This is a genomic window from Pseudarthrobacter phenanthrenivorans Sphe3, from assembly GCF_000189535.1.
Lineage (GTDB): Bacteria > Actinomycetota > Actinomycetes > Actinomycetales > Micrococcaceae > Arthrobacter > Arthrobacter phenanthrenivorans.
The window spans coordinates 1,241,817-1,268,278 of the sequence record NC_015145.1 but is presented as its reverse complement, the minus strand read 5'-3'; the positions used below and the strand labels follow the sequence as shown (position 1 = coordinate 1,268,278).

Here is a 26,462-nt window from a genome sequence, read left to right as displayed (position 1 = left end):
CGAGGCGGGTTACGGTCCTTCGCGTAGGAGCGCATCGCCGACCAGAGCGATGCGCAGGTCGCCCAGCGACCGTAGCGGCGCGCCGGGAGGTGTCTAAGCGACGGCGAAGGGCCGTGGCCCGCCGAACGGAACCACGGCCCTCCAGCCACCCCGCCTAGCCTTCGAGCAGTTCTGTGACAAGGGCTGCGATCGGGGACCTTTCGGAGCGGGTCAAGGTGATGTGGCCGAAGAGCGGGTGTCCCTTGAGGGTTTCGACGACGGCGGCGATTCCGTCGTGGCGCCCGACGCGGAGGTTGTCGCGCTGGGCGACGTCGTGGGTCAGGACGATCTTCGAGTTCTGGCCGATGCGGCTCATGACGGTCAGGAGGACGTTTTTCTCGAGCGACTGGGCCTCGTCAACGATCACGAAGGCGTCATGGAGGGAGCGGCCGCGGATGTGGGTGAGGGGCATGACCTCGAGCATGCCCCGGTCCATGACCTCTTCCACTACCTCCTGGCTGACGAGCGCGCCAAGCGTGTCGAAAACTGCCTGCGCCCACGGGTTCATTTTCTCGGACTCGGAGCCGGGCAGGTAGCCCAGTTCCTGGCCCCCTACCGCGTACAGGGGACGGAAGACAATCACTTTGCGGTGCTCCCGCCGCTCCAAAACCGCTTCGAGGCCGGCGCACAGGGCAAGGGCTGACTTGCCGGTGCCGGCGCGCCCGCCGATGGAAACGATGCCGACGGCGGGATCCATCAGCATGTCGATGGCCAGCCGCTGCTCAGCGGATCGTCCGTGCAGGCCGAATACGTCACGGTCGCCCTTGACCAGGCGGACCTGCTTGTCCGATCCCACCCGGCCCAAGGCCGAACCTCGGTTGGAGAGCAGGACCAGGCCGGTGTTGACCGGCATCTCGGCCGCCGCGGGAATGAAGACCGGCTCGTGGCCATACAGCGTGGAGATTTCCTCCTCGCTGGCTTCGACTTCGCCAACGCCGGTCCAGCCCGAGTCCTTGACCAGTTCGTTGCGGTACTCGTCGGCCGTGAGTCCCATGGACGAGGCCTTGACCCGCATCGGCAGGTCTTTGGACACCACGGTCACGTTCCGGCCCTCGTTGGCCAGGTTTTTGGCCACGGCCAGGATCCGGCTGTCGTTGTCCCCGCTGCGGAAACCCAGTGGCAGCACCTCCGAGGAGATGTGGTTGAGCTCCACCATCAGGGAGCCGCCGTCGTCGCCGATGGGGATGGGCTGGTTGAGGCCGCCGTGCTTGACCCGAAGGTCGTCCAGGAGCCGAAGTGCCTTCCGCGCGAAGTAGCCGAGCTCGGGGTCATGCCGTTTGGCTTCCAGCTCCGTGATGACCACGACCGGAACGATGACTTCATGTTCGGCAAAGCGGAGCAGCGCCCGGGGGTCGGACAGCAGGACCGAGGTGTCGATGACGAAGGTGTTAATGTCGGCTTCCCTTCCGGAGACAGCAAAACCGGCCGCAGCTTCAGCTGCCGCACCGGCTTGTGAGGTGGCTCGCGTGGCGCGAGAGGTAGCTTTCCGTCCCTGGTCGAAAAGGACCTCGGGCAGTTGTTCAGAAGTAGCCACATCGACTCCAGCCCCGGGCGCAAGACCCGGATTTGTTAGTGGTGAGGCGGCTCGGCCACGAGGCCGGGTCCGGCCTCCCATACAACCGGTGCGATGTTTCGCTCCATGTACTGGCCTCCCCGATCAGCCGGCGGTTTTGCCTGCTGATGGATATAACGTAAATCCACCCCAAGTAATTTCCGCAACCATTACGCGGCGATTCCTGTTGCGGCTGCGTGAACTCGGGGTGAACCCGGAAGGTCAGGCGCCGAAGCGGCGCTGCCGCCCGGCGTAATCCCGGAGGGCGCGCAGGAAGTCCACTTTGCGGAAGGCGGGCCACAGGGCCTCGCAGAAGTAGAACTCGCTGTAGGCGCTCTGCCACATGAGGAATCCGGAGAGCCGCTGTTCTCCGGACGTCCGGATCACCAGGTCCGGATCGGGCTGCCCGCGCGTGTAGAGGAACCGGGAGATGTCATCCACGGTGAGTTCGTCGGCCAGCGCGGAAATGTCCGCGCCCCTGGCCACCGCATCATGCAGGAGCTCGCGCACCGCGTCAACGATTTCCCGGCGCCCCCCGTAGCCCACGGCTACGTTCACATGGATGTTCTCCGTCACCGGAGTCCGGGCCGTCAGTTTGTTGAGCCGGTCCGCCAGGTAATCCGGCAGAAGTTCCGGTGCGCCCATGGCGTGCACGGAGATGTTCTCGTCCTCGTCCAGGCGGTCCAGGGTGTTCGCGATGATGCCCATGAGGAGATCCAGTTCCTCGCTGGACCTGTTCATGTTGTCCGTGGACAGCATGTACAAGGTAACCACCTTGACCCCAAGCTCCTGGCACCAGCCAAGGAACTCGTGGATCTTATCCGCCCCAGCCTGGTGGCCCTGGCTGGTGGGGGCGTTGAACTGCTTGGCCCACCGGCGGTTTCCGTCCACCATCACGCCGATGTGCTGCGGGATACTGTCGCGGGCAAGGTCCTTGAGCAGCCGGCGCTCGTAAAAGCCATAGAGGAACCCGGGCAACTCCACGCGTTCACTCACCTGACTTCCTTGCTGACCGTACTTGCACATCCTAGGCTACCGTCCGCAGCGGCACCGGACCCCCGGGCCGTCATGCAGCGGGCCAGACGTCTTGCTACCGGCCGGTAACTTACCGGTGCGTAAGTTATTCTGGGAGCATGAACAGCGACACCCCGGACGCCCCGCGGACGCCGCAGCCACAGCCACAGCCACAGCCACAGCCACAGCCACAGCCACAGCCACAGGACAGCATCAGCAAGGACGGCGGTTCCGGAGCGAACGCCATGAACGAGGCCGCCGTGCGCCTGGCCGAGCTGCTGATGATCAAGCCGAAGTGGCGGGGCTGGATCCATACGGTCACCGCTCCCCTGGCCCTCGTGGCTGGAATTGTCCTGGTTGCCCTGGCGCCCACCCTCGACCGGAAGATCACCTCGGCTATTTACGCTGCCACCGGCGTCCTTCTGTTCGGGATCAGTGCGGTCTACCACCGGGGCAACTGGTCTCCGCGGGTCAAGATCGTCCTCAAGCGACTGGACCATACAAACATCATGCTGGTGATCGCCGGCAGCTACACTCCCCTGGCCTGGACACTCCTGGAGCGGCCCCAGGCCGTCCTGCTCCTGTGGGTCATTTGGTCCGGGGCGATCCTCGGCGTGCTGTTCCGGCTGCTCTGGACAGACGCGCCGCGCTGGCTCTACGTGCCCATCTACATCGCCCTGGGATGCGGGGCGCTCTTCTATCTGCCCCAGTTCTTCCAGGCAAGCGTTTCCGCCGCAGTCCTGATCTGCGTGGGCGGAATCCTCTACATCACCGGCGCAGTCTTTTATGCGCTGAAGAAGCCCAACTTCAGCTACCACCACTTCGGGTTCCATGAACTGTTCCATGCCCTGACCGTGGTGGCCTTCGCGGCGCACTTCACGGCCATCGCCATGGCAGTCCTCGGCTGATCAGGGCGCTTCCGGCGACAAGCGGCGGGCAGCGGCCTGCGCGGTCAGTGCCGCCGACCGCCCGTGCCAGGCTCCGCCCCGTCGTCGGACTGTCCCTGGCCTGAACCGTCCTGCGGCTGGCCGGCCGTCCCGGCATCAGCGGCCTCTGCCGCTTCCACGTCAGCAGCAGCCGCGGCGGCAAGGCGGTCCTCCTCCACCTGCGCGCGGTAGCGCACCCGGCGGATGCGCCGGACCATGTCCACGATCAGCAGGGCGGTTGCCACGACGAAGAATGCCGTCATGATGAACCCCAGCAGGCCCGGGGTTACCTGGTCCTCCGAAATCCCTTCCCGCAGCGTTGGCGTGGGCAGCGGCGTGGGAGTGGTGGCCAGGCTGAGGAGCAGATGATGCACGGTTTGGTTACCTTCTGTGGTGCGGGTGGCAGCGGCCGTGGAAAAGCAGCCGCGGCAGGAAGCCGCTATCTTCTACACGGCATAGAAATTGCGGGCTGCCTCTATCTTAGCCCTGCGAACAGATCCCGCTCGGGGAGCTCGGAAGGAACCCGGGAGCGGATCAGGGAGTAGTCCTCCCAAGGCCAGGCGCGCCGCTGCATCTCCGGCGAAACAGCGAAGAAGAACCCCAGGGGGTCCACCTGCGTCCGGTGGGCGCGGAGCGCGTCGTCGCGCACCTCAAAGAAATCGCCGCAGTCCACCTGGGTGGTGGTGGGGTGGGTGGCCGGAGGCGGCGTGTGGCCTTCGGCGTCGGATTCGAGCCAGGCGGCGAGCCGCTCGGCGTACGGGGACTGGAGGCCGGCCTCCTCGAGGGCAAAATGTAATGCCCGGAACCGCTCCGGGCTGAATGCCCTGTCGTAGTACAGCTTGCTCGGTTCCCATGGCTCGCCCGCATCCGGATAACGCGAAGCGTCGCCGGCGGCTTCGAAGGCCTCCACCGCCACCCGGTGGGCCATGATGTGGTCCGGGTGGGGGTAGCCGCCGTTTTCGTCGTAACTCAGGATTACGTGCGGCTTGAAGGACCTGACCAGCCGCACCAGGGGCGCCGCCGCCTGGTGCAGGGGCAAAGTGGCGAAGGACCCGGCAGGAAGCGGCGGAAGCGGGTCTCCCTCCGGAAGGCCGGAGTCCACGAAACCCAGCCAACGCTGACGGACACCGAGGATTGCCGCTGCCCGTTCCATCTCCAGGCGCCGTGCACCGGCCATGTCCCGCTTGGGGTGCGGCTCGTCCTCGACGGCCGGGTTCTGGATGTCGCCCCGGGAACCGTCAGTGCAGGTGGCCACCAGGACGTCCACGCCCGAGGCCGCGTACTTGGCCATCGTCGCAGCGCCCTTGCTGGACTCGTCGTCCGGGTGGGCATGGACCGCGAGCAGCCGCAGCGGCGCCGGGGAGTTGCTGGACGCTGTCATCGAAGGACGGCTCCTTATTCTTTTCTGCTGCCAGGGGCTGCCGGACGGATCGTAGGGGCGGGGCGGAACACCGGGACTGCTGTCAACAGCCGCTGCCGGAAAGGGCACTAAACTGGTCTGGTGACTTCCCCGGACCAGCCGGCCCAACCCGCGCCCGCATACACTAGCCTAGCCAATCGCTATGGTGCCAAAAAGCGCAGGCTGAAGCCAGGTGCCAAACGGATCATGGGAGGCGCCGCGCTGGCTGCAGGTATTGCGTTCCTGGCGTGGGTCTCCACGTCCCAGTCACTGAACGACGTCTCATTCAAGGACGTCGGCTACAGCACCACGGACGCCACGCTCGCGGAGGTGGACTTCCAGGTGACCCGCGAGCCCGGAACCGCTGTCAAGTGTGCGGTGAAGGCACTGGATTCAAAGTTCGCGGTTGTGGGGTGGAAGGTCGTTGACATCCCACCCGAGGACGACAACGGAACGGCCGACGGCGGGCGGACCGTTGCGCAGCGGGTGGCCGTTCGCACCGAGTCGCTTTCCGTTTCCGCCGTCGTGGACAGCTGCTGGGCGGCAAGCACATAGACGGTTGCGGGGATAAAAGCATGTGACGTGCACCGCTTCCTTGTTGGGTTAACTCCAAGGGATTGACTACAATAGAGCAATACCTTTACCCCGCTGAGCTGGTTACTGTTCCACAAGTGGCCACCGTGGCGGGGTCTTTTGCATGTAGGACCACTAGAGGAGAAGTCCGTGTCTACCACCAACAGCGCAGCTGCAGCCTGGCTCACCCAGGAAGCTTTTGACCGCCTGAAGGCAGAGCTGGACCACCTTTCCGGCCCTGGCCGGGCAGAGATCGTCCAGAAGATTGACCAGGCCCGGCAGGAGGGCGACCTCAAGGAGAACGGCGGCTACCACGCCGCCAAGGAGGAGCAGGGCAAGATTGAGGCCCGCATCCGCCAGCTGACCGTCCTGCTCCGCGACGCCCACGTGGGCGAGGCCCCGGCCGACGACGGAATCGTTGAACCCGGCATGATCGTCGTGGCCAGGATTGCCGGAGACGAAGAGACGTTCCTGCTCGGTTCCCGCGAAATTGCCGGCGACTCCGACCTGGACGTCTTCAGCGAGAAGTCCCCGCTGGGTGCCGCCATCCTGGGGCACAAGGAAGGCGAGTCGCTGAGCTACACGGCCCCGAACGGCAAGGACATCAAGGTGGAGATCCTGTCCGCCAAGCCCTACGCCGCCTAGCCTCCACAGGTACTCAAAGGCCGGCCGTCCCGGAAGGGACGGCCGGCCTTTGACTTTAACTTTCTCCCTGGGCTTCCGCCCTGAACTGCCGGAAACCCTAGAAGGCGGAGTCCGCAACCCTGCGGCGGTGGCGCAGCAGCAGTGCCGCCACCACTCCCCCGGCGGCGCCGCCCAGGTGGGCCTGCCAAGAGACGTAGCCTGCCACGATCGGGAGAATACCCAGCAGGATGCTCCCGTAGCCCATGAAGAGGACGACCGCCAGGAGGATCTGCCGCCAGCTGCGGTTGATGAATCCCCTGACCAGGAGGAACGAAAACAACCCGAAAACCAGGCCCGAGGCACCTACCGTCACCCCGGCGTCGCCAATCAGCCATACTGTGAGGCCGGAGCCAAGCCAGCTGAAGGCCAGTGCAGTCAGGAAGACCCGGACCCCCGAGAGGAACACCAGGAAGCCGAAGATGATCAGGGGCAGGCTGTTGGACAGGAGGTGGTTCAGGTTCGCATGCAGGAGCGGGAAGGTAAAGATGTCCAGCAACCCGTCCGCGCTCCTGGGCCGCAAGCCGAACGTCAGGTTGAGCGAGCGCAGCATCACCATGTTGAACAGTTCGATGACGAAGAGGAGGACCACGAAGGTGCCAAGCACCAGCAGGCCGCCTTTTGCCCGGGCAGCCGTAGTCCGGCGTTGCCCGTAGCTCCCGTTACCCGTCAGTCCGGCCATGGGTCTCCTAATGCACCACAATCGGTTGGAAGCCTTCGGCCCGCAGGGCACTGAGCACCTGCTCGCCGTGCTGGTGGCCCTTGGTTTCCAGGTTCACGGTGATGGAGACGTCGCCCATGCTGATCGAGCCACCCACGCGGGTGTGGTCGAGGCCGGTGACGTTCGCATCGTTCTCGGCAATGATCCTTGCGATGGTGGCCAGCGAGCCCGGCCGGTCATCAAGCATCATGCGGACCGTCATGTAGCGTCCGGCGGCGGAGAGGCCCCGCTGGATGACCTTGAGCATGAGCATGGGGTCGATATTGCCGCCGGACAGGACCGCCACCGTAGTTCCCGGATTCTCGATCTTGCCGTCCATCAAGGCGGCGACGCCCACGGCACCGGCCGGCTCCACCACCATCTTGGCCCGCTCCAGCAGGAAGATCAGCGCCCGGGCCAGCGAGTCTTCGCTGACAGTCACCACATCGTCCACCAGTTCGCGGATGATGCTGAACGGCAGCTGGCCGGGACGGCCGACGGCGATGCCGTCCGCCATGGTGGACACCTTCTTCAGGGGCACCAGCGCGTCAGCTGCGAGGGACGGCGGGTACGCGGCCGCATTCTCCGCCTGGACGCCGATGATGCGGATCTCGCGCCCCAGCTCCTTGGCCCTGGCCTTGACGGCGACCGCCACCCCTGCCAGGAGCCCGCCGCCGCCCACACCCATCAGAATGGTGTCCACGTTCGGGACCTGTTCGAGGATTTCCAGGCCCAGCGTGCCCTGGCCGGCCACCACGTCCACGTTGTCGAAGGGATGGACGAAGACCGTTCCCGTTTCATTGCTGTAGCGCTGGGCTTCGGCGAGTGCCTCGTCCACGTTGTGGCCGTGGAGGATAACTTCGGCGCCGTGGCTGCGGGTAGCCGCCAGCTTGGGCAGCGCAACGCCCAGCGGCATATAGATCCGGGCCTTGATGCCCAGGCTCTTGGCGGCAACGGCTACGCCTTGGGCATGGTTGCCGGCAGAGGCCGCTACGACACCCCGCTTCTTCTCTTCAGGGGAAAGCCGTGCCATGCGGACGTATGCACCCCGGACCTTGAACGAGCCCGCCCGCTGGAGGTTTTCACACTTGAAGTAGACCTCCCCGCCAACCATGGCCCCCAGGGCGCGCGATGATTCCACCGGAGTACGCGCAATAATCCCGTCGAGCAGCTTCTGCGCCTCCAGGACATCGTCCAGCGTGACGGGAAGGGTTTCAAGGATGTTCACGGACTATTCTCCTCTGGATTCGGCCCCGGCACCCGGCTCCGCGGCGGGAGGGGCATCAGGATGTTCTGCTGTTGTGCCGGCGGCGGCTCCCTTGCCGCGTTTGAGTCCTGCCGGCGGAGGGACATCCCGGATGGTGTGGTCCGCGGGCGCGCCTGCCGTCAGTGGCTCTCCGGTCAAAGCCGGCACCTGTTCATGTTCCCACGTTCTGGCGGCAATGTAGCGAACAGCCGAGTTTGCGACGGCGAGGATGGGCACCGAGAACAGCGCACCCGGGATGCCGGCCAGGTAGGATCCGGCGGCCACCGACAGAATGACTGCCACCGGATGCAAGGCCACGGCTTTGCCCATGACCAGCGGCTGCAGGATGTGGCTCTCGAGCTGCTGGACGAGCAGCACGATGCCAAGCATGATCAGGGCGTTGATGGGTCCGTTGGCCACGAGGGCAAGCAGGACCGCGATGGCCCCGGTGACGAGCGCACCAACAATCGGGATGAAGGAACCGATGAAGACGAGCACGCTCAGCGGAAGCGCGAGGGGAACCCCGATGATGGCAGCGCCGGCGCCGATCCCCACGGCGTCCACGAATGCCACGAACATCTGGATCCGTGCGTAGCTGACCATGGACGTCCAGCCCTTGCGTCCGGCACCGAACGCCGCGGCCCTGGCCTTACGGGGCAGCAGCCGCACAAGGAAGGCCCAGATCCTGTCCCCCTCGAGGAGGAAGAAAATCAGGATGAACAGCGCAAGGATGAGGCCGGCGGCAAAGTGGCCGGCGGTGCTGCCGAAGGACAGCGCTCCGCTGACGATACTGCTGGTGTTGTCCTGCAGGGCGGTGGTTGCTTCCTTCAGGTACTGGTCCATCTGGGCTGCGGTGAGGTGCAGCGGCCCGTCGGCCAGCCAGTCCTGGATCTGCTTGACGCCGGCGAGCGCCTCGGACCAGAGTTCCCCGAACCCCGATACCAGTTGCCTGCCCACGAGCGCCAGCGAGCCGGCGATCAGGCCGATGAAGCCCACCACTGTGACGGCAACCGCCAGCCCGGACGGCAGCCTGTAGCGCTTCAGCCATCCCACTACGGGGTTCAGGAGCCCGGCGAGAAGTGCTGCGACCATGACCGGGATGATGAGGAAGCTGATTTTGCTCAGCAGCCAGACCAGGGCTCCGCCTACCAAGAGGATAAGTCCCAGGCGCCAGGCCCAGGACGCCGCAATCCGAATGCCGTAAGGGATGTCCCGGTCCAGTTCGCGGTCCGCAGGGATGCGCACGGGCTGGCCGGAAACAGGCAGTTGCGGGCCCGGCGAAGGGCAGGTGGAAGTAACGGCATCCTCTGCTGGCGTCATAGCCCAATACTTCCCCAGCAGCGGCTTATTGCGAAACCGCTACCCTCCAGCTCCGGGGCTGTAGTCGATCCCCCATTCGATGGTGAAGGACCCGCCCGGCGGCAGCCAGCGGAGCCCCTCACCGGAGTTGAAGGCGTTCGCCGGCCCGGTCATCGGTTCAACGGCAAGGGCGCGCTTTCGGCCCGGGTACTCGGTGCTCACGAAAACGTGGACGTAGCGGCAGGACTCGTCCTGCCACAGGCTGACATGGCTGCCGTCGGGACCAGCCAGTGTGTGGCGCGCTTTTCCTCCGCTGAACTCCAGATCCGTAAGGGCGACGTCCACGCTGAGCGCGGCAATATTCCGGCCTCCCCTGAAATCCGTGTCCCCCTCCACGGGAGCGGAGCTGCGGGGAATCAGGCGCTCGTCTGCAATGAGCTGGGTACCGGCCGCCACGGTGAGCACCAGCTCTTCGACAGGCACGTCGCCCAGCCGCAGGTAAGGGTGGGCGCCCAGGACGAACGGCGCAGGTTCATTGGCGTCGTTCGTCAGGGTTTGCCGCACAACAAGCCCAAGGTCGCCGTCGAGGAGGTACTGGACCCGGTGGCGCACCAGGAAGGGGTAGCCGTGCTGGGGAAAGATGGTGGCCTCCAGCGTCACCGAGTGTTCCGCCTGGTCCACCAGGGCATAGGCGGAGTTACGGAGCAGGCCATGGCTGGCGTTATTCCGGGGCACTTCGGTGATGTCCAGCTGCTGCTTCCTGCCGTCGAGGAACCAGATGCCGTCCTCCACCCGGTTGGCCCACGGCGCCAGGGTAATGCCTGCCGCACCCGGCGCAATCCGGTCATCACCGTACGTTTCCGTCAGGAGGGTTCTCCCCCTCGTGTAGGAGCGGAGTCCGGCGGCCAGCTCGGTGACCACGGCCCGGGCATCCCCACGGCGGAGCTCGTACTGCCGGCCGGTGGCGCAGCGAAGGGTGGCAGAGGAATGTTGTTCGGGGGCGGTACTGGAAGTCATGAGGATTACGGTACCTCGGACACCTGTGGACGGCACCGGCCCAATGTGCGCTTTTGTTGTTAACTATTCTTTTTTGATCGAGTATGTCATCCTTTTCCCATGACAGGTATCACCAGCACCAGACTCTCCGACGGCAGGGAGCTGATCTACTTCGACGATGCAGCGTCCCCCAAAATGCGCACCGCCGAACTTACTACCGACCACCGGGCCCTGCCGCCAAGGGGTGAGCCCGGCGAGGTCCGTTATGACGCACTGACTGATGAATGGGTGGCCGTGGCAGCGCACCGCCAGGCCAGGACGCACCTTCCGCCGGCGGACCAGTGCCCCATCTGCCCCACCACCGACAGCAACCCCTCCGAGATCCCCGCCGCCGACTACGACGTGGTGGTCTTCGAGAACCGCTTCCCGTCACTCGGACCCGCGCTTGGTCCGGTGCCCGCTGAAGCCTCCTGGGGAACCAAGGGACCGGCCTATGGGCGCTGCGAGGTTGTGGCGTTCACCCCCTCGCACACCGGCTCCTTCAGCGAATTGGGGGAAGCCAGGGCGCGCACGGTCATCGAGGCCTGGGCGCACCGGACGGAGGCGCTGAGCGCCCTTCCCGGCATCAAGCAGGTCTTCCCGTTCGAAAACCGTGGTGCGGACATCGGTGTCACACTCCACCATCCGCACGGGCAGATCTACGCCTACCCCTACGTCACGCCCCGTGCAGGAGTTATGGGTGCTGCAGCAAGCAAGTTCCATGACGCCCACGACGGCCGCGATACCCTGACCGGATCGCTGCTCAGGGCTGAACGGGAAGATGGCAGCAGGATGGTCCTGGAAGGTGAGCACTTCAGCGCCTATGTTCCCTTTGCGGCGCGCTGGCCGCTGGAGATCCACCTGGTGCCCCACCGCCACGTGCCGGACCTCGCCGCGCTGAACGGTCAGGAAAAGGATGAGCTCGCCACCGTTTACCTTGACCTGCTCAAGCGTATGGACGCGCTCTACCCCACTCCCACCCCGTACATCTCCGCCTGGCACCAGGCTCCGCTGGATGCGGCCCTGCGGCCTTCCGGTTACCTGCACCTGCAGCTGACGTCTCCGCGGCGGGCGGCCGATAAGCTGAAGTACCTTGCCGGATCGGAGGCAGCCATGGGCGCCTTCATCAATGACACCACCCCGGAAAGCGTGGCCGAGCGCCTGCGCACGGTCGCCGTTCCGTCTTCCACCTCCCGCGCCGCGCTGGCGGCCATGCCTGAAGGAGCACGCGCTTGAATACCGCACCGCAGAACCTGGCCAGCCCTGCGCCGGCAGGAACCGGGGAGCTCGCTGCCCGCTTTGCCCGGGAGTTCGGCGGCACTCCGGAGGGCATCTGGCAGGCGCCGGGCCGGGTAAACCTCATTGGCGAGCACACGGACTACAACGAAGGGTTCGTCCTGCCCTTCGCCATTGACAGGACGGCGCGGGTGGCCGTCCGGGTCCGCCCCGACTCCACCGTAAGGCTGCTCTCCACCTACGGGGACCAGGGCGTAGTGAACGCAAGACTGGATTCCCTGCAGCCCGGCTCGGCCAAAGGCTGGACGAAGTACCCGCTGGGCGTAATGTGGGCGCTGCAGCAACGCGGCATTGAGGTTCCCGGCATCGACCTCCTGCTGGACTCCGACGTACCCCTGGGAGCCGGCCTGTCCTCGTCCCACGCCATTGAATGCGCTGTCATCTCGGCGTTGAACGAGCTGACCGGAGCAGGGCTGGAAGCCCAGGACATGGTCCTGGCCACCCAGCGTGCGGAGAACGAGTTCGTTGGCGCGCCCACCGGCATCATGGACCAGTCCGCGTCCCTGCGCGGTTCTGAAGGCCACGCCGTTTTCCTGGACTGCCGCGACCAGAACGCCCGGCTCGTTCCCTTCGAGACACAGCCGGCGGACCTGGTGATGCTCGTGATCGACACCAAGGTGTCGCACTCGCACGCCGACGGCGGCTACGCCTCCCGGCGGGCATCCTGTGAGCTCGGTGCAGAGGTGCTGGGGGTCAAGGCGCTTCGGGACGTGCAGGTGGGTGACCTGGCGGAAGCCAGCGGCCTCCTGGATGAAGTCACGTTCCGCCGCGTGCGCCATGTGGTCACCGAGAACGACCGCGTGCTCCGCACTGTGGAACTTCTGGAAAGCGAGGGCCCCGGTGCCATCGGGTCCCTCCTGGACGCAAGCCACGCTTCCATGCGCGATGACTTCGAGATCTCCTGCGCAGAGCTGGACCTGGCAGTCGACACCTCGCGTGCCAGCGGCGCCATCGGCGCCCGGATGACTGGCGGCGGGTTCGGCGGGGCGGCTGTTGCCCTCACTCCGGTGGCCTTGGAACAAGCGGTGCGCGACGCCGTCGTCAAGGCATTTGCGGACGCAGGCTACAAAGTGCCGGACATTTTCACGGTGTCGCCCGCAGCAGGTGCCAGGCGGATCGCCTAACGCCCCTGGCAAAAAGTTGAGTGGCAAAAAAAGTTGAGGGCCCCACCATCAGGTGGGGCCCTCAACTGTTAGGGCAGTACGACGGCGGGAGCCGCCTTGCGCGTTATTCCTCCCCGCGAAGGATGGCCAGCAGCCGGATGATTTCCACGTACAGCCAGACGAGGGTGACCGTCAGGCCGAAGGCGGCTGTCCAGGAGAAGCGCTGCGGGGCGCCGTTGCGGACGCCCGCTTCGATGCTGGTGAAGTCCATGACCAGGGAGAAGGCTGCGAGGCCGATGGCCAGGATGCCGATGACGACGCCGATGATGCCGCTTCGCAGGCCGAACGGTTCCGTGGTCAGGCCCGTCAGCATCATGATGAGGTTCACCACGGAGAACAGTGCGTAGCCAACCAAGGCGATCATGAAGAACTTCATGGCCTTGGGCGTGGCGCGTACCTTGCCGCTCTTGAAGAGGAGGAGCGTCACGGTGAAGACAGACAGCGTGCCGACGACAGCCTGCAGCCCCACGCCCGGGTACATGGTGTCCAGCACCCGGGTAAGGCCACCAAGGAAGAGTCCTTCAAGGCCGGCGTACGCAAGGATCAGCGCCGGTGATGGCTGCTTCTTGAACGTGTTGACCAACGCAAGGACGAATCCGCCGAGCGCACCGACGATCATCAGCATGGAGGCAAGCCCCAGGCTGACAGTCAGGGTGACAGCGGCACCCAGTACCACAAAGGCCAGGCAGGCGGCCGTCTTGACGATGACGTCGTCGAAGGTCATCCGGCCGGTGTCCGCCGGGCCGGCAGCAGGCTGGTTGTACATCTGCCGCAGCTGCTCGTCGGTCATGTTCTGTGGCTGGCCGTACGGCTGCTGGCCGTAGGGGGCCTGGCCGTAGGGATTCTGGCCGTAAGGGGCCTGGCCATACGGCTGCTGGCCGTAAGGCATGTTTCCGTAGGGAGCCTGCGGGACAGGCGGTGCCTGGGTGGCTCCACGGAAGCTCTTTCCGTTGAAGATCGGGTTGCCGCCAAGTGCCATTGCGGGATTCCTCCATATGGGATGTGTTGTGAACCTTAAGGTTTACGGTACCAATTCTCACGTAGTTGCACCCCGGAAAGTTCCCCGCGGCAAAAAGGGCAGTGAGTTGTTATCCGATCGCTACCATTGGCGCCGGAACCTCGTCATTTTCGGATACATCAGCGCTGTAGCATAAGCCAAGCAGGGTGACGGAACTCACACGTGTGACGGTGCCGGGCCTTAGGGCACCATCCTATCCCTGCATCCGTTCGCAGCGGCTGCAATGGCGCAGCCGAGACCGCCCCCAAGTGGAGGTTTTCAATTTGAGAAGTACACCCCAAAGCCGGCCGGCCGGAGGACGCCGCGGCTTGCTGGGATTACTGGGGGCCATCAGCGCTTCCATCCTGGCAATCCTCATCGTCGCAGCACCGGCTTCCGCCACTTCCCCATCACCGACACCATCCCCGTCGAACCAGACCTTCCAGAACAACATCAGTGGCTTCCTCCGTGATGACACCCGGGCACCCCTGGCAGACGTGACCATCACGGCCAGGAAGGGCGACTTCACCGGTACCACGAAGTCCACGGCGAACGGATCCTGGAACATCGGAGTGCCCGAGCAGGGCACCTACACAGTTGAACTTGACGAGTCAACGCTGCCAGAGGGCATCACCCTGGCCGAGGGGCAGGAGAATCCCCGTGACGTGACCTTCAGCCAGACCTCCAACCTGTCGGTCATCTTCGCCTTCGGCAAGGGCATCGTGGTGCAGCAGCAGGACTTCGGACAAAACCTGCTCAACCGGCTCGTAGCAGGATTGAGCTTCGGCCTCCTCCTTGCACTCGCCTCGGTGGGACTCTCCCTGATCTTCGGCACCACCGGCCTGACCAACTTCGCCCACGGCGAGATGGTCACGCTGGGAGCTGTGCTCGTGTTTGCCTTCAACGCCATAGGCCTTCCCTTCTGGCTGGCGATCATCCTGTCCCTGCTGGGCGGAGGCCTGTTCGGGTACGCCCAGGACCGGGGACTTTGGCGGCCCCTTCGCCGCCGCGGCACCGGCCTTGTGCCCATGATGATTGTCAGCATCGGCCTTGCCCTTGCCGTCCGGTACGTGATCCAGTTCTACTTCGGCGGCGCAACCCAGCAACTCCCCTACGCACAGAGCCCTGAAATCCAGCTGGGCCCGGTCTCCATTTCGCCCAACAACCTCTGGTCCCTCGGCATCAGCGCAGTGGTGATCGCACTGATCGGCATCGTTCTGCTGAAGACCAGGCTGGGTAAGGCAACCCGTGCCGTGGCCGACAACCCGGCACTGGCAGCAGCTTCAGGCATCGACGTGGACGGGGTGATCCGCCTGGTCTGGATCACCGGCGGCATGCTCGCAGCCCTCGGCGGCATCCTGTGGGCCTATTACCGTCCCGGGGTTACTTTCGACATGGGCTCGGCCATCCTCCTGCTGATCTTCGCCGGCGTTACCCTCGGCGGCCTCGGAACAGTCTTCGGCGCCCTGATCGGTTCCATCATCGTTGGCATCTTCGTGGAGCTCACCACGGTGTTCGGCCTCGCAGCAGACCTCAAGTACGTGGGAGCCCTCTTCATCATGATCGTTGTCCTTCTGTTCCGGCCCCAGGGCATCCTGGGCCGGCGCGAGCGCGTGGGTTAGGAGACAGCCATGGACTTTGGATTCATTCTTGCCAGCGCTGCCGGTGAAATTTTCAGCCCGACGACGGCCGCTTACGCCCTGGCGGCGCTTGGCCTTGCCGTCCATTTCGGCTACTCCGGCCTGCTCAACTTCGGCCAGGCCGGCTTCATGGCGGTGGGAGCCTACGGGTTCGCCATCTCCACGCTTACCTTCGGCGTCCCCTTCTTCGTGGGGCTGCTGATAGCCGTCATAGCTTCCGCGATCTTTGCGCTGCTCCTCGGGATTCCCACGCTGCGGCTGCGTGCCGACTACCTGGCCATCGTGACCATCGCAGCGGCGGAAATCGTCCGGTATATCGTGACCACCAACCAGCTCACCTCCGTGACCGGTTCCGCCAACGGCCTGGCCGCGTTCGAGGGCGGGTTCTATGCCATGAATCCCTTCCCCGAAGGGTCCTACTTCGGTATGAACAACCGCGACTTCTTCATCCGCGTGGTGGGCTGGGCACTGGTGGCATTGTGCTGCACGCTGGTGTGGCTGCTGATGCGCAGCCCCTGGGGCCGTGTGCTGAAGGGCATCCGCGAGGACGAGAACGCCGTGCGCTCCCTTGGCAAGAACGTCTACGCCTACAAGATGCAGGCCCTGATCATCGGCGGTGTCCTCGGGGCACTCGCCGGCATGGTCTTCACCCTCCCTCGCGGAGCAGTGCAGCCGGCCAACTACGGCACGGAACTCACGTTCTTCCTCTACACCTGCCTCCTGCTGGGAGGCCTGGGCACTGTGCTCGGACCGGTCATTGGGGCCATGATCTTCTGGGTTGTCCTGTCACTGACCCAGGGCGTCCTGTACGGCCTGATCGAGTCCGGTGCCATCACGTGGCTCAACACGGTCCAGGCCGGGCAGCTGCGGTACATCCTGGTTGGCGTTGCCCTGATGCTGCTGATGATCTTCAGGCCCCAGGGCGTCTTTGGAAACAAGAAGGAGCTGGCGTTCGCATGAGCATGCACAGCGAAGATCCCACCACAGCAGGCGAGGCCGGCGTGGACTACATGACCGACACCCGGCCCATCGCGGCCGGCGAGGCAGCACCGGGCTGCAAGAAACGGGACCCCATCGTGGTGGCGGAGAACGTGACCCGGAGCTTCGGCGGCATCAATGCCGTGGACGTGGAGTACCTGGAAATCCCCCGCCACAAGATCACCGCGTTGATCGGCCCCAACGGCGCCGGCAAGACCACCCTCTTCAACCTGCTTACCGGCTTCGACACCCCCAATACGGGCAAGTGGCAGTTCGAAGGCAAGAGCCTGGCCGGGGTGTCCCCCTACAAGGTGGCACGGATGGGCATGGTGCGCACCTTCCAGCTGACCAAGGTCATGGGCAAGCTGACAGTCATGGAGAACATGCGGCTGGGAGCCTCCAACCAGCCGGGCGAGCGGCTTTCCAAGGCGTTGTTCAAGGGCATGTGGGGCGGGCGCGAAAAGCAGATTACACAGGAAGCAAACGTCCTGCTGGAGAAATTCAAGCTGGACGCGAAGAAGGACGACTATGCCGCGTCCCTCTCCGGTGGCCAGCGCAAGCTCCTGGAAATGGCGCGCTCCCTGATGGTGCGGCCCAAGCTGGTGATGCTTGACGAGCCCATGGCGGGGGTCAACCCGGCTCTCACGCAGTCGCTGCTGGACCACATCAAGAACCTCAAGGCGGAGGGCATGACTGTCCTGTTCGTCGAACACGACATGCACATGGTCCGGCACATCGCCGACTGGGTGGTGGTCATGGCCGAAGGAAAGGTGGTGGCCGAAGGCCCTCCCGGTGAAGTGATGAAGAATCCTGCCGTCATCGACGCCTACCTCGGCGCGCACCACGACGTGGACCTCGGAGACTCCGAGGGCCTCAAGGAACTCGCAGCCGAGCTTGAGGCTGACGAGGAATCGATCGTGGGAACCGAGAATGCCGGAATTATCTCGCTGGACGTGGTGTCCAACGAGGCCGAGGAAGCCCGCCGGGGCGGGGACCAGGCCCGCGGTGACGGGCAACAGGGCAGGCACGGAAGCACGGATACGGGCAGCACCGGGAAGGACAGCCAATGAGCAGCACCAGCGCGGCACCGGCCGCACATCCAGTGGGCGACAGCGGGTCCGTCGTCAAAGTCACCGACCTTGTGGCCGGCTACCTGCCCGGCGTGAACATTCTGAACGGCTGCAGCATTGAAGCCCGCAAGGGCGAACTGATCGGAATCATCGGCCCCAACGGCGCCGGCAAATCAACCCTCCTCAAGGCCATGTTCGGCCTGGTGAAGGTGCACTCCGGCACCGTGGTGGTCCGCGGCCAGGACATCACGGGGCTGAAGGCCAACAAGCTGGTGAGCAGGGGCGTGGGCTTCGTTCCGCAAACCAACAACGTCTTTGCCACGCTGACCATTGAGGAAAACCTGCAGATGGGCATGTTCCAGCGGCCCAAGGACTTCGCAGAGCGGTTCGACTTCGTGACCAGCCTGTTCCCTGAACTCGGCAAGCGCCGCGCGCAGCGGGCCGGATCGCTCTCCGGCGGCGAACGCCAGATGGTGGCCATGGGCCGCGCCCTGATGATGGATCCGGCAGTGCTCCTGCTGGACGAGCCCTCCGCAGGCCTCTCCCCCGTGAAGCAGGACGAGACCTTCCTCCGCGTCCACGAAATCAACCGTGCTGGCGTCTCCGTCATCATGGTGGAGCAGAACGCCCGGCGCTGCCTGCAGATCTGCGACCGCGCCTACGTCCTGGACCAGGGCCGGGATGCCTACACGGGCACCGGCCGTGAGCTCATGAAGGACCCGAAGGTCATTCAGCTCTACCTTGGTACCCTCGCCGACACCGTCGAGTAGCACAACGCACAAACACGGAAGCCCCCGTCCTGCCGGACGGGGGCTTCCTTGTTGTTCAGAAAGGGTTCCTAGAGCTTGCCGAACTCTTCCTTGACTGCGGTGTACTTGTTGTCATCCTGGTACTCGTAGATGCCGATGTACGCTTCCGTGGGATCGCCGGCATCCGAGAAGCTCACCGGACCGGACTGGCCGTCGTAGTCAGCGTCCTTGCCTTCACGGATCAACGTGACGCAGGCAGCGTAGGAGGTGCACTTCTCGCCGCCCTCAGAGACTTCCTTGAGCTTCGCGGCGATGTCCACGCCCTTGGTGCTCTTGGCCGACTCAGCGGCAAGGGCAATCAGGTTCACGGCGTCGTAGGACTCACCCGCGTAGCTGTAGTCCTTCAAAGCCGGGTCGATGGCCAGCAGCTTCTTCTTGAACTCCTCCTGGGCGAAGGTGCCCGGGATGGTGCCCCGCGCGCCCTTCAGGGTGCCCGGCTGGAAGTCCTTGCTGTAGTCGGAGGTGTTGCCGTCCACCAGGAACATCTGGGTGGGCTTCACGCCCTTGCCCGTCATCAGCGGAACGATGCTCTTGGCCTGGTCAAAGGTGATCAGGGCAATGGCATCCGGCTTGGCGGCAATGACCTTGTCCACCTGGCTGCTGAACTGGGTGTCGCCCTCGTTGAAGAGTTCCTCCGCCACAACCTGGCCTCCGGCCGCCTCAAAGGCGGACTTGATGTTGGATGCCAGGCCGGTGCCGTACGCATCGTTCAGGACGATCATGCCCACGGTCTGGGCGCCACAGGTGGCCATGTAGTTGCCCAGCACCTTGCCCTGGAGGACGTCTGAGGGCGCCGTACGCCAGTACAGCCCCTTGTCATCCCAGGTGGTGAAGTCGGGCGAGGTGTTGGCCGGTGAGAACTGGATGACGCCGGCGCCGGTGATCTGGTTGATGACCGTCTTGGAGACACCCGAAGAAGCTGCGCCGATGATGGCGCTGACGCCTTGGCCCAGCAGTGCCGACGTGGACTGCGTGGCGATGTCCGTCTTGGTGTCACCGGAGTCGCGATGGATCACTTCAACCGGCTTGCCCAGGACACCGCCGGCCTTGTTGACTTCCTCGATGCCGAGGTTCACGCCGGCGATTTCGGGCGGGCCAAGGAAGGCCAGGGATCCGGTGGTGGGAAGGAGCGAGCCGATCCGCAACGGAGTGTCAGTGGTGGTGGTTGACGGCGGTACTGAGGGCGTCTCCGCAGGCTGGCTGGCTGCTGCGCCCCCACCGGCTTCGGGCGCTGGGCAGGCTATTCCTGCCGCTGATCCGGTGGCCGACGACTCGGTTGCCGTGGGTGTGGACGAACCGCCGCAAGCCGTCGCCATGAAGGCGACGCCGATGCCAAGCGCTGTCAGCTTGGCAACACGGGTTCCCGCCTGGGGGAATAAAGTCATTTACGAGCTCCTCGATCTAAAGGTGCGAACGGCCTTTGACACGAAAAACCAGGTGTTCCTGATTTAGCTTCAAGCTAATGCAAATAACAGCCGAAGATAAGTGAGAGAGGTCACATCCTTATAACAGTAGTTGCATATGCGGAATTAAACGCCGGAAGCCGCCCGCGGTCCGGACGGCTTCCCTTCACAACGCCTCAGAACGGCGCTCGATCTCCTGTACCCCAGGTGGGACTCGAACCCACAACACGCGGATTTTAAGTCCGCTGCCTCTGCCAATTGGGCTACTGGGGCGCCCGGTCAATGGTATCCCGTCAGACTGGCGTGAAGGGCGCGGCATACCGGAAGGTCCCGTGCACGCCGCCCGGCCAAAGCGCCAGGGGCAGTATTTGAAAGTGGTCGCCCCAGCCCTCGTCCGGTGGAAGCACCCCCAGCGACGCGGCCGGGACAAAGCCAAAGCGCGAGTAGTATTCCGGACTGCCCAGCAGGGCGATGCCGATCTCGCTCGCAGCGTTCGCCCGGTGGATGGTCTCCGTCATCAGGGCTGAGCCAATCCCGTGCCGTTGGAGCCTGGGGGCCACACCAAGCGGACCCAGACCGAGCAGCTCATGCCCATCCACCCAGCCCCGGGTACTGATCACGTGGCCCACCACCTCGCCGTCCAGGACAGCCACCACGCTGAAGCCGGGCAGATACTCTTTGGCGTCGAACAGGCCGCGCAGCACGCGGACCTCCACCGGTTCCCCCTCCACAGGGATGCCTGTTACCGGAGAGACGGCAAAGGCCTCGGCGGTCAAGGCCAGGATGGCGTCCCGGTCCCCCGGTTCCTCCGTACGCAGCAGGACTTCCGGCTGTGGCGCCGCCCTGTTCTGCGCCGACAATCCGGCAAGGACCTCCAAGGCCCGCGGCGCGTCCGCTACCGGCACAAGAATGTGGTCGTGGTGGAAACCTGCCAGCACGTTGCAGCTGATCCTGGCTTCGGTGAGCGCGCCGCTGACCGCAGCGGTAAGCCCAACGGCTTCCAGGGCCGAGTGGACCTGCAAGGTGATCCACGCCCCCACGAAGCCGTAGGGCAGGCCTTCCCGGTCAGCCACTGCCCGCGGCAGCACTACAGTAAGGCCCTCTGGTTCCCGGACGGCCGCCTCGATGCCCGGCACCAGGGGCTTACCCTCCGGCCATCGGACATAGACGTACTCGCCGTCACGCTGAACCGGATGCAGGGCCGCCAGCAGGACGCCAAGGTTCTTCTCGCCACTCATGGTGCCAGTCTAGGAGGCAGGGGACGTCCTTCCAGGGAATCGGGCCTGGCGGCGGCCTGCGGCGGTCCTTATTGCCAGCCAAACGCAAACGGCGGCTGCCCCCCCAAAGGGGACAGCCGCCGTCGGACGTTCTATGGCAGCGCGTTGCCGGCCCTACTTGGCCTTGGCCGCCACGGCTTCCTTGGCATCCGCGGTGGCTGGCGGGACGGCTGTGGAACCTGAGCCGCCTGCCGGGGGTGCGGCAGCCGGCGCGGCAGGGGCCGCAGGTGCGGCTGCAGCGGCCGGCTTGGGTGCAGGCGTGGCAGCTGCCACGAAGGCACCGCGCGGGTTGTCCAGGTCCAGCAGCTGGGTGGTGTCCCGGCCCGCGAAGAAGGCGATGATCCAGTTGAGGATCACGCGGAACTTGCGCTCGAACGTGGGCATGGCCAGGCCGTGGTAACCGCGGTGCGCGAGCCAGGCAAGGCCGCCCTTGAGGCCGATGCTGCCAACCAGGTTGATGTTGGCAACGCCTTTCCACTCGCCGAAGCCGGCTACGGCACCCAGGTTCTTGTGCTTGTAGTCCTTGAGCGGCTTGTCCCAGCGGGAAGCCCACAGGTTCTTGGCGAGGCGCTTGGCCTGGCGCAGCGCGTGCTGGGCGTTGGGGACGCAGGTACCGTCCGGCAGGCCCTTGCCGGTCAGGTCCGGAACCGCGGCGACGTCGCCGGCGGCCCAGGCGTTGTCGATGATGCCTTCGTCACCGGCGATGCGCAGGTCCGGCAGGACGCGGACGCGGCCGCGCGGCTCCAGCGGGAAGTCGGTGGAGCGGACCATAGGGTTGGCCTGCACGCCGGCGGTCCACACGAGGGTGTCGGCTTCGAATTCCTGGGCGGGGGTCTTGTCCGGAAGGTTGATCAGCTTGAGGGTGCCTTCGGCGCTGTCCAGCGACGTGTTCAGCAGGACCTCGATGCCGCGGCTGCGGAGGTGCTCCACGACCCACTCGGCCTGCTTGGCAGTGACCTCGGGCATGATCCGGCCCATGGCTTCGACCAGGACGAAGCGGACTTCCTCCTGCTTGACGCGCGGGTTGTTGCGGACGGCGGCCCGGGCGAGGTCCTCCATCTCGGTGATGCACTCGATGCCGGCGAAGCCGCCGCCCACCACGACGAAGGTGAGGGCACGGGCGCGGGCAGCCGGATCGGTCATGGTGGAGGCCAGTTCGATGCGCTCCAGGACCTTGTTGCGCAGCGCAACGGCTTCCTCGATGGTCTTCAGGCCGATGCCCTTGTCCGCGAGGCCCTTGATGGGGAAGGTGCGTGTGATGGCACCGGCGGCCAGGACGACGTCGAAATAGGGAACCTCGAACGGGGCGCCGCCGTCGGCGGGCGCCACCACAGCGGTGCGGTTCTCATGGTCGATCGAGGTGACGCGGCCCTGGATCAGTTCGGTCTGCTGGAGGTGCTTGCGGTGGGAGACCACAGCGTGGCGGGCCTCGATGTTGCCGCCGGCCACCTCGGGCAGGAAGGGCTGGTAAGTCATGTAGGGCAGTGGATCCACGAGGGTGACGATGCCACCGGCATTCGCGATCTTCTTCTGCAGTTTGAGTGCTACGTACAGGCCGACGTACCCGCCGCCGACGACGAGTACCCTGGGACGGTCCTGGAGCTCTGGGGTGGTTGCCATGGGTTTAAGAGTACAACAGTTTGTGAAAATCTTCACTAATGCCTCACAGCCCCGGAATCTAAGTGTTCTGGCCGGAGTCCACCTTCTCAATGACGCCGGTTTCGGCGTCCTCCCGAAGCAGCGCGGGGTTCCTGGCCGCGCGGCGCAGCTGGAGGAGGGCCGCAGCGATGATGGCCACAAACAGCAGCGCGAAGCCAATGACGACGGCGGCGCCGACGGCAGTGTCACGCTGTGAAGGCGCCTCCGCTACGGGCACGGTGGCCTCGGGCAGCGTGGGGACGGCGCTGGAGACGTCCCCCGTGGGCAGCGGGGCCGGAGTGCCCATGTTTCCGCGCCGGTGCACGCGGATCCATTCGGCGATGGAACCGAGCGGGTTCGCGCTGGCCTCCGGGACCTGATCCTTCAGGGCCGCCTCGGCATTCAGCACGCCGAAGCCGTACAGCGGGTCCTTGCCAGGCGCGCCGGCGTCCTTGGCGGTGGAGACGATCCGGTTGATGACCTGCTCGGCGCTCATGTCGGGCCACTTGGAGCGGATCAATGCAGCGACACCGGCCACAATGGGAGCGCTGCCGGAGGTTCCTGCCCATTCCGCGTACCCGCCGCCGGGAAGGCCGCCCAGCAGGTTTTCCGCAGGCGCGGCCACGCCGATACTGATGCCCTGGGAGGAGGCGTCAACGCTGGCTACGCCCTTCCGGTCCAGGCCTGCCACCGTGAGGACACCGGGGATGGTGGCCGGAGCCCCCACCTGGATGTTGCCGCCCACCCGGTTCCCGGCAGCCGCAACGATCACCACATCCTTCTGCTCGGCGTAGAGGAACGCCGCGTCCCAGCTCTGCGGCCACTGCGGAGTGGTGCTGCCCAGGGAGATGTTGATGACCTTGGCACCGTTGTCCACGGCCCAGCGGACAGCTTCCGGAATCTGGTCCTGGTCGCTCTTGCCGGAGGGATTGCTGGAGCCCAGCCACGTGGACACGGAGAGGAGCTGGGCTTCCGGGGCAACCCCCACGATCCCGTCCGGAGCCTGGCCGGAAGGCCCGGGCGACGGACTGGGGCTGGGACTGGGACTGGCGGGCTGGTGCCCGCGGCCGGCCAGCATGGTGGCCACCAGGGTGCCATGCTCGGGTTTGACGCCCACGCTCTTCTGTCCGTTCGGCTGCCCGGAACCGGACGCGTCGTAGCCGCCGGCCACCGCACCCTTCAGGTCCGGGTGCTGGGCGTCAATGCCGCTGTCGATGACGGCCACCTTGACGCCGGCGCCCTTGGAAACCTCCCACGCCTTGGTGATGCCGGACTCTGCCAGCCAGTACTGCTTGTCCCGCCATTCGTCGGCGCGGGCCCCGGGAGCCGTTACCAGGCCCGCCGACAGGCAGCAGGCAGCCATGAGCAGGGCAAGCAGGGCCCTTCCGGCCTTGTTCACTGGGGGTGTTGCGGTGCTGTAATTCTGCATGAGTGATCAGCCGATGCTCAGGGCGATGCCGTCAAGGATGTCGTGCTCACTGGCTGTGGCGGTGCTGATGCGCCCGCCGGTTATCCCGTCCATCTGCTCCAGGATGCGCCGCCACACCAGCCCGCCGGCTCCGATGACGTCTACGCGGCCGGGGTGCATGTACGGCAGTGCGGCGCGATCGGCCCGGGTCATCCCCAGCAGTCCTGTTGAGGCCGCACGGATGGTGTCCAGGGGCAGTTCCGTGCCATGGATCGCGTCCGGCGAATACTCGGTGAGTTCGAGCGCGTGCGCAGTGATGGTAGTGATGGAACCGGCAACGCCGACGACGGCGGTGGCACGTTCCAGCGGCACGTCCCGGCGGACACGGGCGATGGCTGCGTCCACGTCGGCTTCGGCGGCAGCAACCTGTTCGGCAGTGGGTGGATCATCCTTCAGGTGGCGTTCAGTGAGCCGCACGCAGCCGATGTCAACGGACTTGCCGGCTGTGACCCCGGCGGCTGTACCGAGGACGAACTCGGTGCTGCCGCCGCCCAGGTCCACCACCAGCACTTCCTGGCCGTCCAGGACAGGCAGCACGCTGCTGGCGCCGGCGAAGGACAGCGCCGCTTCCTCGTCTCCGGAGATGACTTCGGGTTCAACACCCAGCAGGTTGCGGACCCCGTCCACGAACACGTCCCGGTTCCGTGCATCCCGGCTGGCGGATGTGGCCACAAACCGGACCTTCCGGGCGCCGTGCCGACGGATGAGGTCTGCGTAGTCAGCAGTTGCCGCGAAGGTCCGCTCCAGCGCCTCCGGTGCCAGCTCTCCGGTGGCGTCCACCCCCTGGCCCAGGCGGACCACGCGCATTTCCCTGACCACGTCGGTGAGGCGTGCAGCGCCGTTGCTGCGGTCCACGTCTGCGATCAGGAGGCGGATGGAGTTGGTGCCGCAGTCGATGGCGGCCACGCGCGTCATTCGGCGGCCCCGGCCGTCCTGGCGGATTTCCGCTCCGGGGCCGGCCGCCCCACGATGTCCGGCAGGCCCTGCGGCCCGTGGCGGCTCAGGTCCCTTGAGGGCGCCTCGCCGGTGGTGTCCCAGGCGCCGTCGCAGTAGCAGCGCCCGGCGGTCCACCACTCCTGGATCTGGCGCAGCGCTTCGTCCCCCAGGGGGTTGACTCCGGGGCCGGCGGCCAGTGAGTGGCCCACCAGGACGTGCAGGCATTTGACGCGGGTGGGCATGCCGCCGGCGGAGATCCCGTCAATTTCGGGAACCGGGCCGATGCCGGAGCGCTCGCCAATCGCGTCGCGCGCGGCCAGGTAGGCGTCGTGGGCTGCCCGGTAGGCGGCAGAAAGTTCAGGGTCTCCGGCCAGCTGCCCGTTCATGTCGTTCATGACGCCTGCAGCTTCGAGCCGTGAGACGGCGGACGTGATGACCGGGTGTGTCAGGTAGAAAGTGGTGGGAAACGGCGTCCCGTTGCTCAGGCGGGGAGCGGTGGCGGCTACGAGCGGATTGCCGCAGATGCAGCGTGCAGGAATCTCCACCACGTCACGGACCGGCCGTCCCAGCTGGCGGCTCAGTACTTCAAGGTCGTGTGCTGATGGCTGGCGGGATTCGTCCCGGGCGGCTGCCGTGTTGTGTTCCACTGTGGCGGGCCGTCCTTCCTGTTGCGGTTCAGTCTGTAGCCGCGCGCGTGATGGACTCCCACAGGGAATCCACCCACGGCAGATCGGCGGGGTCTTGTGCTGCTGCACCGGGCTGGCTGCTGGTTTCTCCGGCCGGCAGATCGCTGCCGAAAACCCAGTAGCCGGTTTCTCCCGGCATAACCATGTTAATGCGGTCCCGGGCCTGCTGTTTCACGTAGTTGGGGTCCTGCCACCGTGAGACCTGCTGCCGGAGGACGTCCCCTTCCGCCTGGCGTGCGGCGATGTCGGCGTTCAGCGCATCGATCTCGGCCTTTTTGTCGAAGAAGATCTTGACCGTGGGCGCCAGCATGATGGTGATGGCAATCATCACCACCGCAAGGGCGAGCATCCGGCCGGAGAAGGCCTTGGCCGGTACCGGCTGCTGGTCTTCATCGCTTGTTGTTTCGGCGGCTGGTTTCCCTGGGCCGGCCGCCGCGCTGCTCCCGTTGCGGCCCGCGTATCCGGGGCCTTTTCCGGCAGGCTTCCCGGGACGGTGTGCCGCAGGGCCTGTGCTTTCCGGAGCGGGCGCGTCCTTGGCCGAGCCAAAATCCGCGCGGATGACGTCCGCGCCTTCGGAAGCTTCCTTTGGGGAGCGGGACGGGGCAACCTTGGGGACTTTGGGACGGCGGGTAGCCAT

Annotated in this window: 25 protein-coding genes and 1 tRNA gene; 9 read left to right on the top strand and 17 right to left on the bottom strand. The window is 65.6% G+C overall.

The genetic code is table 11. From position 1 onward, the window contains the following. Positions 1 to 154: 154 nt before the first annotated feature. Positions 155 to 1,573: a PhoH family protein gene (locus ASPHE3_RS05930; RefSeq protein ID WP_013600324.1), complete on the bottom strand. Its 1,419-nt coding sequence runs from the start codon at positions 1,571 to 1,573 to the stop codon at positions 155 to 157. Between the two features lie 240 nt (positions 1,574 to 1,813). Continuing rightward, the gene (locus ASPHE3_RS05925) at positions 1,814 to 2,575 is read right to left on the bottom strand and encodes an isoprenyl transferase (RefSeq protein WP_041652630.1); all 762 of its coding nucleotides are present in this window, start codon (positions 2,573 to 2,575) and stop codon (positions 1,814 to 1,816) included. Positions 2,576 to 2,850: 275 nt separating this feature from the next. Between ASPHE3_RS05925 and trhA the strand changes: the two genes are divergently transcribed. Beyond that, positions 2,851 to 3,513 carry a PAQR family membrane homeostasis protein TrhA gene (trhA, locus tag ASPHE3_RS05920; protein WP_013600322.1) on the top strand — a complete coding sequence of 221 codons (663 nt, stop codon included), beginning with the start codon at positions 2,851 to 2,853 and terminating at the stop codon, positions 3,511 to 3,513. A 44-nt stretch (positions 3,514 to 3,557) separates the two neighbouring features. On the opposite strand, the gene ASPHE3_RS05915 is transcribed toward trhA, so the two are convergent. Further along, complete coding sequence (locus ASPHE3_RS05915; protein ID WP_013600321.1) at positions 3,558 to 3,905, bottom strand: hypothetical protein; 348 nt, start codon at positions 3,903 to 3,905, stop codon at positions 3,558 to 3,560. A gap of 101 nt (positions 3,906 to 4,006) precedes the next feature. After that, positions 4,007 to 4,912 (bottom strand): mycothiol conjugate amidase Mca, encoded by a 906-nt coding sequence (mca, locus tag ASPHE3_RS05910; RefSeq protein WP_013600320.1) that lies wholly within the window; start codon positions 4,910 to 4,912, stop codon positions 4,007 to 4,009. A gap of 225 nt (positions 4,913 to 5,137) precedes the next feature. On the opposite strand from mca, the gene ASPHE3_RS05905 reads away from it, so the two are divergent. Both ASPHE3_RS05905 and greA read left to right on the top strand, forming a co-directional pair. Further along, positions 5,138 to 5,485 carry a DUF4307 domain-containing protein gene (locus ASPHE3_RS05905; protein WP_013600319.1) on the top strand — a complete coding sequence of 116 codons (348 nt, stop codon included), beginning with the start codon at positions 5,138 to 5,140 and terminating at the stop codon, positions 5,483 to 5,485. 168 nt (positions 5,486 to 5,653) lie between these two features. Continuing rightward, entirely contained in the window at positions 5,654 to 6,148 is a 495-nt protein-coding gene (gene greA / locus ASPHE3_RS05900; RefSeq protein WP_013600318.1) for a transcription elongation factor GreA, read from the top strand. Between the two features lie 97 nt (positions 6,149 to 6,245). Here greA and ASPHE3_RS05895 read toward each other — a convergent pair whose 3' ends face one another. From ASPHE3_RS05895 to ASPHE3_RS05880, 4 genes are read right to left on the bottom strand one after another with little or no spacing between them, the layout of a single operon-like run. Beyond that, positions 6,246 to 6,866 (bottom strand): rhomboid family intramembrane serine protease, encoded by a 621-nt coding sequence (locus ASPHE3_RS05895; RefSeq protein WP_013600317.1) that lies wholly within the window; start codon positions 6,864 to 6,866, stop codon positions 6,246 to 6,248. A 7-nt stretch (positions 6,867 to 6,873) separates the two neighbouring features. Then, entirely contained in the window at positions 6,874 to 8,112 is a 1,239-nt protein-coding gene (gene ilvA, locus ASPHE3_RS05890) for a threonine ammonia-lyase (protein ID WP_013600316.1), read from the bottom strand. A 3-nt stretch (positions 8,113 to 8,115) separates the two neighbouring features. After that, entirely contained in the window at positions 8,116 to 9,450 is a 1,335-nt protein-coding gene (locus ASPHE3_RS05885; RefSeq protein WP_013600315.1) for an AI-2E family transporter, read from the bottom strand. A 39-nt stretch (positions 9,451 to 9,489) separates the two neighbouring features. After that, positions 9,490 to 10,446, bottom strand: a complete 957-nt coding sequence (locus tag ASPHE3_RS05880; RefSeq protein WP_013600314.1) for an aldose 1-epimerase family protein — start codon at positions 10,444 to 10,446, stop codon at positions 9,490 to 9,492. Positions 10,447 to 10,545: 99 nt separating this feature from the next. Here ASPHE3_RS05880 and galT point away from each other — a divergent pair, with 99 nt between their 5' ends. Both galT and galK read left to right on the top strand, forming a co-directional pair. Then, positions 10,546 to 11,700, top strand: a complete 1,155-nt coding sequence (galT, locus tag ASPHE3_RS05875) for a galactose-1-phosphate uridylyltransferase (RefSeq protein WP_013600313.1) — start codon at positions 10,546 to 10,548, stop codon at positions 11,698 to 11,700. Beyond that, positions 11,697 to 12,884 (top strand): galactokinase, encoded by a 1,188-nt coding sequence (galK, locus tag ASPHE3_RS05870; protein ID WP_013600312.1) that lies wholly within the window; start codon positions 11,697 to 11,699, stop codon positions 12,882 to 12,884. The genes galT and galK overlap by 4 nt, the downstream gene beginning before the upstream one ends. Positions 12,885 to 12,987: 103 nt before the next feature. On the opposite strand, the gene ASPHE3_RS05865 is transcribed toward galK, so the two are convergent. Beyond that, positions 12,988 to 13,902: a Bax inhibitor-1/YccA family protein gene (locus ASPHE3_RS05865; protein ID WP_013600311.1), complete on the bottom strand. Its 915-nt coding sequence runs from the start codon at positions 13,900 to 13,902 to the stop codon at positions 12,988 to 12,990. Between the two features lie 347 nt (positions 13,903 to 14,249). Here ASPHE3_RS05865 and ASPHE3_RS05860 point away from each other — a divergent pair, with 347 nt between their 5' ends. Genes ASPHE3_RS05860 through ASPHE3_RS05845 form a run of 4 tightly spaced genes read left to right on the top strand, consistent with a single transcriptional unit; the run spans position 14,250 to position 18,378 of the window. Further along, the gene (locus ASPHE3_RS05860; protein WP_013600310.1) at positions 14,250 to 15,542 is read left to right on the top strand and encodes a branched-chain amino acid ABC transporter permease; all 1,293 of its coding nucleotides are present in this window, start codon (positions 14,250 to 14,252) and stop codon (positions 15,540 to 15,542) included. A 9-nt stretch (positions 15,543 to 15,551) separates the two neighbouring features. Then, positions 15,552 to 16,520, top strand: a complete 969-nt coding sequence (locus ASPHE3_RS05855; RefSeq protein ID WP_013600309.1) for a branched-chain amino acid ABC transporter permease — start codon at positions 15,552 to 15,554, stop codon at positions 16,518 to 16,520. Continuing rightward, a complete protein-coding gene (locus tag ASPHE3_RS05850) occupies positions 16,517 to 17,608 on the top strand; it encodes an ABC transporter ATP-binding protein (protein ID WP_013600308.1) in 1,092 nt (363 codons plus the stop codon). The genes ASPHE3_RS05855 and ASPHE3_RS05850 overlap by 4 nt, the downstream gene beginning before the upstream one ends. Beyond that, the gene (locus ASPHE3_RS05845) at positions 17,605 to 18,378 is read left to right on the top strand and encodes an ABC transporter ATP-binding protein (RefSeq protein ID WP_013600307.1); all 774 of its coding nucleotides are present in this window, start codon (positions 17,605 to 17,607) and stop codon (positions 18,376 to 18,378) included. The genes ASPHE3_RS05850 and ASPHE3_RS05845 overlap by 4 nt, the downstream gene beginning before the upstream one ends. A gap of 68 nt (positions 18,379 to 18,446) precedes the next feature. On the opposite strand, the gene ASPHE3_RS05840 is transcribed toward ASPHE3_RS05845, so the two are convergent. The 8 genes from ASPHE3_RS05840 to ASPHE3_RS05805 all read right to left on the bottom strand — a co-directional run bounded on the left by ASPHE3_RS05840 (position 18,447) and on the right by ASPHE3_RS05805 (position 26,462). Further along, on the bottom strand, positions 18,447 to 19,802 hold the full coding sequence (locus tag ASPHE3_RS05840) for an ABC transporter substrate-binding protein (protein ID WP_041651998.1): 1,356 nt from the start codon (positions 19,800 to 19,802) through the stop codon (positions 18,447 to 18,449). Positions 19,803 to 20,019: 217 nt separating this feature from the next. Continuing rightward, a tRNA-Leu gene (locus tag ASPHE3_RS05835) sits at positions 20,020 to 20,093 on the bottom strand. A 20-nt stretch (positions 20,094 to 20,113) separates the two neighbouring features. Continuing rightward, a complete protein-coding gene (locus ASPHE3_RS05830) occupies positions 20,114 to 21,058 on the bottom strand; it encodes an N-acetyltransferase (protein WP_013600305.1) in 945 nt (314 codons plus the stop codon). A 153-nt stretch (positions 21,059 to 21,211) separates the two neighbouring features. Beyond that, complete coding sequence (locus ASPHE3_RS05825; protein ID WP_013600304.1) at positions 21,212 to 22,717, bottom strand: NAD(P)/FAD-dependent oxidoreductase; 1,506 nt, start codon at positions 22,715 to 22,717, stop codon at positions 21,212 to 21,214. 58 nt (positions 22,718 to 22,775) lie between these two features. After that, on the bottom strand, positions 22,776 to 24,164 hold the full coding sequence (locus ASPHE3_RS05820) for a S8 family serine peptidase (protein ID WP_013600303.1): 1,389 nt from the start codon (positions 24,162 to 24,164) through the stop codon (positions 22,776 to 22,778). A 6-nt stretch (positions 24,165 to 24,170) separates the two neighbouring features. Then, positions 24,171 to 25,118, bottom strand: a complete 948-nt coding sequence (locus tag ASPHE3_RS05815; protein ID WP_041651996.1) for a Ppx/GppA phosphatase family protein — start codon at positions 25,116 to 25,118, stop codon at positions 24,171 to 24,173. Further along, positions 25,115 to 25,786: a DUF501 domain-containing protein gene (locus tag ASPHE3_RS05810; RefSeq protein WP_013600301.1), complete on the bottom strand. Its 672-nt coding sequence runs from the start codon at positions 25,784 to 25,786 to the stop codon at positions 25,115 to 25,117. The genes ASPHE3_RS05815 and ASPHE3_RS05810 overlap by 4 nt, the downstream gene beginning before the upstream one ends. 28 nt (positions 25,787 to 25,814) lie before the next feature. Then, positions 25,815 to 26,462, bottom strand: coding sequence for an FtsB family cell division protein (locus ASPHE3_RS05805; protein WP_013600300.1), 648 nt, complete (start codon positions 26,460 to 26,462; stop codon positions 25,815 to 25,817).